The sequence below is a fragment of the Streptomyces sp. NPDC053673 genome (genome assembly GCF_055585225.1).
In genome coordinates, this window is the sequence record NZ_JBVJKN010000022.1 from 42718 (window position 1) to 50592 (window position 7875).

A 7875-nucleotide genomic window follows, 5' to 3' on the forward strand; every position below is an offset into this window, starting at 1 on the left:
CCCTGCACCCCACCCCCGGTCCGAAAGAAGCCCCTCGGGTCACGCACCCTCTCCGGCGCGGGAACCACCAGCTCGGCACGGAACACCGGCGTGTGGTTATCGGTCCTCACGCCCCCGCGTGCGGCCCGCCCACGTGGTTGTGGTACTCGCTCTGGTCCGGCATACGGATCACCGCACGCTCGGCCGAAGTCTCGAGGAACTCCAGGTTGAGGGTCCTGACCATGGGAACTGTGGCGGCGAGCATCTCACCGACGGACATCGGATCTGCGCTCACCAATTGGATGTTACCCACAGGTAGCTCAACCTTGGCCATCCCCACGGGGGCGCCGTGGCAGCGGTCACCCGGCACCTCTATGGTTACTGGCCATGTGGCCAGGACAGCAGCCGCCCGGGGGCGAGCAGAACCCGCAGGACCAGAACCCGTACACCCAGCCGGGTTACCAGCAGCCGAACCCGTATCAGCAGCCGGGATACCAGCAGCAACCCGGGTATCCGCCGCAGCCGGGTTACCAGCAGCCGAACCCCTACCAGCAGCCGACCGTGCCGCAGTACAGCGTTCCCGGACCGCCGCAGCCCGGTGGGCCCGGCACGCCCCAGGACAAGAAGAAGACGGTCGTCGTCGCGATCGCGGCGGCCACCGCCGTCGTCGCCGCAGCCGTCATCACCGGAGTCGTGGTGATGAACGGCGGCGACGAGAAGAAGTCGGACCAGGCCGACGGCAAGAAGCCCACGGCCACCGCCACGGAGCCGACCGTGGCGCCCTCCCCCACCGACAACCCGCGCGACGGTTCGGGCGCGGCCAAGCCGACGATCCCGGGTTGGAAGGTCGTCACCAACCCCAAGTACGGGACGCAGTTCGACGTCCCCGCGACCTGGGAGGTGGCCGGCACGGGTGTGGGGTCCGGATTCGAGGACGAGAAGAAGGGCGACGGTTCGGCCGCCGTCATGATGTCGGCCCCCGCGTACTTCAAGAGCAAGTGGTGCTCGGTCGACTCCGACCTGGACGGCCGCGCCGAGGACTCCGGGCTCGCCGGGACGGGGACCAAGGGCGGCCAGGGCGCCAAGGACACCGCCGAGGCCGCCTACAACGAGGCGGGCAACTGGGTGTGGGCCGCCTACGCCCAGACGGAGCCGAAGGGCACCGTCAAGGTCACCAAGGCGAAGCCGTACACGACGAAGTCCGGCCTCAGCGGCCATGTGGCGACGGCGACAGCCCTCGGCGTGAAGAAGGAGGACAAGTGCGACACGGACGGCAAGTCGATCGCCTTCTCCTTCAAGACCGCCAACGGTGACTTCTCGTCCTGGATCCTCTACGCCAACACGGGCGTCACGGGCGAGGTCCCCGAGGCGACCATCCAGCAGATCCTCAGCACCGTTCGGCTGGCCTCCACGCCCGCCTCGTAATCGGTTTGGCACGGGCCGACGGCGACGGCGATAGTTCCGGGGTGAACAATCCCGCCGTCGCCCGAGGCCGTACGCCCCGCCGCCGTCCCGAATGGGCCGGCCGCAACTACTCACTGCTGACCGCCGCCGCGATCGTCACCAATCTGGGAACCCATGGTGCGCTGATCGCGGCGGCGTTCGCGGTGCTGGAGTCCGGTGGGGACGGCGGGGACGTGGGTCTCGTCGCGGCGGCCCGCACCCTCCCGCTCGTCCTCTTCCTGCTGATCGGCGGGGCGATCGCGGACCGGCTGCCGCGGCACCGCGTCATGGTGGCCGCCAACGTTCTCAACTGCGTCTCGCAGGCGGCCTTCGCCGCCCTGGTCCTGGCTGGGGATCCCGAGCTGTGGCAGATGATGCTGCTGACCGCGCTGTGCGGCACCGGGCAGGCGTTCTTCAACCCGGCCGCCGAGGGCATGCTGATGTCCAGCGTCAGCGGTGAGCAGGCGAGCCGGGCCTTCGCGCTCTTCCGGATGGCGGTGCACGGCGCGGGTGTCGGCGGCGCCGCGCTCGGCGGCGCGATGATCGCCGCGGTCGGCCCCGGCTGGGTGCTCGCCGTCGACGCCGCCGCCTTCGCGGTGGCAGGCGCGCTCCGCGCGTTCCTCGACGTCAGTCACATACCGGAGCGGGCAGCGGGCGGCGGGCTCCTCGCCGATCTGCGCGACGGCTGGCAGGAGTTCATCGGCCGGCCCTGGCTGTGGTCGATCGTCGCCCAGTTCTCGGTGGTGGTCGCGGTCGTCGGCGCGGCCGACTCCGTCTACGGCCCGCTGGTCGCCGAGGAGTCGCTCGGCGGTGCACGGCCATGGGGGCTCGCGCTGGCGGCGTTCGGCGCGGGCACGCTCGGCGGCGCCCTGCTGATGATGCGGTGGAAGCCCCGGCGGATGCTGCTCGTGGGCACGCTCTGCGTGTTCCCACTGGCGCTGCCCTCGGCGGCACTCGCCGTCCCGGTACCGATCAGTGCCCTGTTCGTGGTCATGTTCATCAGCGGTGTCGCGATCGAGGTGTTCGGCGTCGCGTGGATGACGACACAGCACCCTCACGAACGTAACCTCTTTGCATGGTTGACGACTTGGTACAGCGAGCGCACTGGGGGAACCTCGAAGGGCAGAACTGGGCCGGATTGGCCCGTCTGTCGACCGAGGAGGCAGAGGGTGAACTGTCTTCTGACGACAGGTTAGATGAGTCCCGAGCCCGGTTCATGACCGGCAGGGACATCAAGAGCACGGAGGAGCAGGAGAGGGACGGCCGACAGTTCGTCGAGAGCCGAGGCGGACGGTACGTGTACACGTACATGGAGCCCGACACGTCGGCATGGAAGCGCAGGCGCGTACGTCTGCCCGACGGAACTATCGGCTACCGCGTCGTACGGCCCGTGTACGAGGGCGCGTTGGAGGACCTGAAGCAGGCGAAAGCCCCGAACGGCGAGCGCATCGACGGCCTGATCGTCTACGACATCGACCGTCTGACCCGTGACCCCCGCCACCTTGAAGACGCGATCGAGACGGTGGAGCACTACCACCGGCCGATCATCGACATCACGGGCACTCTGGACTTGTTGACCGACAACGGGCGCGCCATGGCCCGCGTGCTCGTCGCCATGGCCAACAAACAGTCCGCCGACACATGCCGCCGGGTACGCCGCAACCACAAGGCACGGCGAGACCGGGGCATACCAGTAGGAGGGACACGCCCCTTCGGGTGGCAGGAAGACAAGCGCACCCTGAACCAGACCGAGGCGAAGCACATCCGCGACGCGGCCAAGCGACTCGTCCTCGGTGCGGAGTGGCACGCGGTCGTTGCCGACTGGAACCGCGAGGGGATCACCACGTCGAAGGGCAACCCATGGACGTGGATCGCGCTCAGGGACATGATGCGCAATCCGCGCCTGTGCGGGTATCGATCACACGTCGTGATCGAGATCGATCCGGAGTCGGGCCGAGAGATCCGGCACCTGACGATCGCTCACGATGACGAGGGCAAGCCCGTGAAAGGGCAGTGGACGCCAATCTTGGAGGTATCCGAGTGGGAGGCAATCCAAGAGATCATCGGTGACGGCCCGATGCGCGGAGGCGGCCACAATGCTCGCGTCTATCTGGGCAGCGGCACTCTGCGCTGCGGCAAAGAGGACTGCGGTTCCCTGCTACGCGCGATGAAGGCCGCGCCGAGCCGGGGGAAGCCGGAAGGGTACTTCTACTACGTGTGCCCGGCGAAGACCACAGGCAGGGGATGCGGCGGGGTCAAGATCCCGGGCCCGGAGACGGACGAGCTGATCCGCAAGTTGGTGATCGCGAAGTACGAGGAAGAGGCCAGCAAGCGACAGGCTGTGAAGGCGCCGCAGGAGTGGCCGAACGAAGCAGAACTGAAGATCATTGGCGAGGACATCGATGATCTCAAGGCTGCACGCAGGGCACGGAAGATCAGTGCCGAGCGCTACTACGCCGACCTTGCCGAGTACGAGGCTGACGAGCAGCGTCTGAAGAGGGAGCGCAACGCGTGGCGGCGCCAAACGCTCGCCGACGAGGGTGAGCCCGTCGACATGGCTGAGGAGTGGCACCGAGACGGGATCACCCTCGCCGAGCGTCGATCATACGTCGCCCGTACGCTGACGGCCCTGGTGGTTCTGCCTGTGGGAAGCGGGCGCCGGGTGCCGCTGCGTGAACGACTGCTTCCGGTGTACGCCGAGGCATAACACCAGGAACGCGGAAGCCCGTCACCTCGTACGGTGGCTCCGTTGATCTCCAGGAACAGCGTTTGGCGATCGGTTCCGGAGGCAGTTGGTGATCACCGTGGCTCACGGATCTCGATGAGAAACGACGGCACTGTCGTGTTCACGAACGTTGGGCGGCCAGCCTCTCGTCAGAGTGGCTGGCCGTCGAAGGGGTCGCCGGAGCCGGGCTTGAACGTCGTGCCGAGGTTGTACTGCGCGATCCCGAAAGGTTGGAAATCGGCATCGGCAAGGATGCGGTAGAGGAACTCAGAGGTGGACATGTCGTACCGGTGCCATGGGCCGCCGTCATTGGACCGCGCAAGGACGGGGTAGTCGCCGGGCTGCTCGGCATCGATCAGCCAGAAGTACTCGTCGGCCCATTCGGTGGAGCCCCACTCAACCAGCCCCTTGCCGCCCGGCGCGTAGATCGCATAGGGATCGACGGCGGAGACGTCTCCGGGCTTGCTGTCCTGGTCGACTGACAGGGAGACCCGCCACTGCGTGAGGAAGTCGAACGAGACGCCCTCGTCGCGCCCCAGAAAGTAGACGGAATCACTGAAGACGCCGCCGCCGAACACCTCGTAGAGCTCCTTGTAGTCCGCTGGCAGCGGAACCCCCAGCTCTCCCTCGATCGCCGCCCAGTCGACGGAGATCCCGAGCGGCTCCCACCCGGTCAGTTCGATCACTCGCTGAACCCACATACAACAATCTTCTAGCACCAGTCTTCGTTCCGATGTCCCAACCCGTAATACACAGCGTCACCCGTTTGGCATAGTTCGACCGGTGGCTCATTCAGGCTGTGGCAGTGCGAGCTCCCTTTCAATTCTCATAACCATTCAGGCCATCCCGACCTGAAGCCGGACCCCCTCGCGAAACGCCCGACGCTCAGCGGTCAGGCCCCCACCCTCCGGATAACGCATACCACCGGCATACCGCAGAGATCATGAACCGTCACCACCAGACGACAATCCTAAAACCTCAGTAGCAGCATCGTCACCGAGCCCGGGTGGCGGCTCGGGCAGTCAAAAGCCCGGAGCTGGAACCGAGGTCCAGTGAAACGCGGGTCCAGCATCGCGGGTGAATTCGTGCAATGTGCTGCCGACACGAGCGATTACTTCCAACACTACCGAGGGAGAAGGCCCCAGGCTGCTCTTAGTCATAGCGACCGAGTGGACACGTCCCAGGTGTGTGCCGAATGGAGTCGGGCCGAGCCAGGGTAGAAGAGGATCATCGTTGTCCCGAGAGAAGTGACCTAGACCTCCAGTCAACAGTGGCGCCACAAGTTCGAAATGCCCTTGATTCCCGAAGTTGCTTTGCAGCAAGACTGGATTCCCAACGACTCCATCCGCAAAGAACGTTGGCCCGAGCCAGGGGGTGCCCGGAGCTGCACGAGAGAAGTGAGCGAGCCGACCACCGATGCGGGCCACAACTTCGAAGTTTCCCGGTCCGAAGTTGCTCTGGATCAAGCTGACAGCCTCGACACGACCAACGTCTTCAGCGAATCGTGCTGGACCAAGCCACGGAGTGCTGGGAGCTGCACGAGAAAAGTGGGCAATCCCACCATCGACCATAGGCGTTACGACTTCGAAATTTCCCGGTCCGAAAGTACTTTGGATGAGCGCGGGAGTTCCACTAACCCCTGAGCCGATTGGGGTTGGGCCGAACCATGGGAAAGGCGATGTGTGTGCACGGGAGAAGTGCACCAGTTGGTCACCTATACGGGCCACGGCTTCGAAGTTTCCTTGCCCGAAAGCGCTTTGAATCAGGCTGACCGCGTCGACAATTCCGACCTCCGAGGCGAACTGCGCTCCAAACATCCAGAAATGAGAGCCATCGTTGTCCTGGAACGCATGCCCGATGCCCCCTCTAGCCAGGGGGGTCACGCATTCGAAGTTGCCTCGATTCCCAAAGTTGCTTTGGATGAGTGCGGGGACTCCACGGGCACCGGCGGACTGGGGCAATGGCGGCACTTTCAGCGCAGAATCACGACAGATGGCGATGAGTCCGGCCGTCACATCGGCCACGATGAGCCGCATCTCATCCCACGGGGGTTGAAACTCCTTCCCCCATTCGACCACGAAGGAAAGTATCTTGCCCCGGTTCGGGTCGACGAAGTGCCGAGCGCTGGCATAGTCGGCACTCTCGCCACTAGTTGGGTAAAGCTGGAACGATGGGATCGCGCTGTACGATATGTGACGCACTGCGCTTACACTGCTTACGAAAGTCTCCGCGATGGATATCGAAGCCTCGAGATCGGCTGATTCGATAAATTCCCTGTACGCTGAATCCTTCTTGACGCCACGCTTTCCATCGAAGGCGGAATTATTGAAGCTCATTGCCGGATCGGTCGTTTGACTGTCGTCATCACCCCAGCTGAAGAGGAAGACCTGCTTAGCGCAGTGAACATCAACGAACCAACGGATTGTCGCGTTGGAGTCGAACAGGAATTTCACATTGCGGGTCTCCGGTTCGGAGAATGGTGCTGAGCCGTGGTAGGTGTCGTAGTCGCACGGGTCGGTCGACGTGAAATTACCCACCCCCGATTGGGGTGAGAATTTGTTTTCAAAGTCGAAAAGAAAATCGAAGTTCCGATTGATGTCAACGCCGACGCATTCAGGGTGGCCATCCGGGTGGGCTGGATTTCGATTCTTTCGCCACAATTTGTCGTCACCGGGGTAATGGGCCTGACTGTAGAAACGTCCATCGGGATTGACCAGGGGGAAAATCAGGATGTCAATTCGCTTGAGAATCGCCTGTACGTCAGACGGCGTGAAAATCATGCGCCCATAGGTCAGACCCGAGTTTCTAGTGAACGATTCGAGGAGGTCTACTGCTAGATTGATCAATATCTCGCAACTGCCCCACTCGCGTCCGTGCAGGCACCCCGTGAAGAGTATGGCCGGCCTATTGTCGGCCGCCCCGCTCCTCAGTCGGATGGCATGGCAGGTCCGGTGGTCGAATGTCCGCTCCGGCAACTCGATTAGTTCGCACAGCGACGGGAACTTCTCGGCCAGATTGGACAGCGCGGTCTCCGCTTCTTCGACGTTCAGATAGCGGTCCATAACCGTCTCAAGTCCTCACTCCAACACCAAACGGAATCGTGCCGTCAGCAAGGCTGTTGCCCTGCACGACCACATCCCGTCGAGCCAGATCTATGGCCGTCTGATCGGCCGTGACCGCAACGCCGACGCCCCTCGTGCGCAAAATGTCGAGCTTCTCATTGGTGACGTAACACTCAACGCGGGCCACCCCGTCGGGACCGAGTTGCACACCACCTTCACCATGGATGTCCTGCCGGAACTCCATCAGCACCGACGACAAGAGATGCGTATCAGCTGTCTCCATCACCACGCGCATGATCCGTAGTCCGGGAGCACGCGTATACAGAGCGGCGAGGTTCGATAGGGCGCCCGCTCGGCCCGAGTCGTCGCCATGCACAGCGTGGATGCTGAAGGACTCAGTGCCGGCAGTGATCGCGTTGGCGAGGTGATTGTTGGCAGCAAGTGTTCCGGACATCGAGGTCAACAAGTCTGCAATCGCCAGCACCCTCGCGCCAGGGGCTGCTGCCGCTTGCTGGTAGTCACTCACTGCTGCGCGTGCCACGGGGACGGCATCGCCGTCACGATGTTCAGCCCAAAGCCGCACAGCCAACGTATGCTCGAAGTTCGCCAGACTGAATAGGTAGTCAGCTACCTGATCCGGACTTGGAGAGTGCGCTTTGAGTACGT

The 7875-nt window shown here is 63.9% G+C and carries 6 protein-coding genes and 1 pseudogene; 3 read left to right on the forward strand and 4 right to left on the reverse strand.

Annotated features, from left to right (window positions below):
- Nucleotides 1-106: 106 nt before the first annotated feature.
- A complete protein-coding gene (locus ACZ6ZQ_RS26840; RefSeq protein WP_469771068.1) occupies nt 107-274 on the reverse strand; it encodes a DUF4442 domain-containing protein in 168 nt (55 codons plus the stop codon).
- Nucleotides 275-366: 92 nt separating this feature from the next.
- Between ACZ6ZQ_RS26840 and ACZ6ZQ_RS26845 the strand changes: the two genes are divergently transcribed.
- The 3 genes and pseudogenes from ACZ6ZQ_RS26845 (at nt 367) to ACZ6ZQ_RS26855 (ending at nt 4129) form a co-directional block, all read left to right on the forward strand.
- On the forward strand, nt 367-1404 hold the full coding sequence (locus tag ACZ6ZQ_RS26845; RefSeq protein WP_469771069.1) for a DUF8017 domain-containing protein: 1038 nt from the start codon (nt 367-369) through the stop codon (nt 1402-1404).
- Nucleotides 1405-1445: 41 nt separating this feature from the next.
- Nucleotides 1446-2474, forward strand: a pseudogene (locus tag ACZ6ZQ_RS26850) (MFS transporter); the annotation flags it as partial.
- A 23-nt stretch (nt 2475-2497) separates the two neighbouring features.
- Nucleotides 2498-4129, forward strand: coding sequence for a recombinase family protein (locus ACZ6ZQ_RS26855; protein ID WP_469771070.1), 1632 nt, complete (start codon nt 2498-2500; stop codon nt 4127-4129).
- A gap of 167 nt (nt 4130-4296) precedes the next feature.
- Here the strand turns inward: ACZ6ZQ_RS26855 and ACZ6ZQ_RS26860 are convergent, their stop codons facing one another.
- The 3 genes from ACZ6ZQ_RS26860 to ACZ6ZQ_RS26870 all read right to left on the reverse strand — a co-directional run.
- Nucleotides 4297-4848 carry an SMI1/KNR4 family protein gene (locus ACZ6ZQ_RS26860; RefSeq protein ID WP_469771071.1) on the reverse strand — a complete coding sequence of 184 codons (552 nt, stop codon included), beginning with the start codon at nt 4846-4848 and terminating at the stop codon, nt 4297-4299.
- Nucleotides 4849-5169: 321 nt separating this feature from the next.
- Nucleotides 5170-7209: a M14 family metallopeptidase gene (locus ACZ6ZQ_RS26865; RefSeq protein ID WP_469771072.1), complete on the reverse strand. Its 2040-nt coding sequence runs from the start codon at nt 7207-7209 to the stop codon at nt 5170-5172.
- Between the two features lie 7 nt (nt 7210-7216).
- A partial coding sequence (locus ACZ6ZQ_RS26870; protein WP_469771073.1) for a hypothetical protein occupies nt 7217-7875 on the reverse strand: 659 nt, incomplete at its 5' end.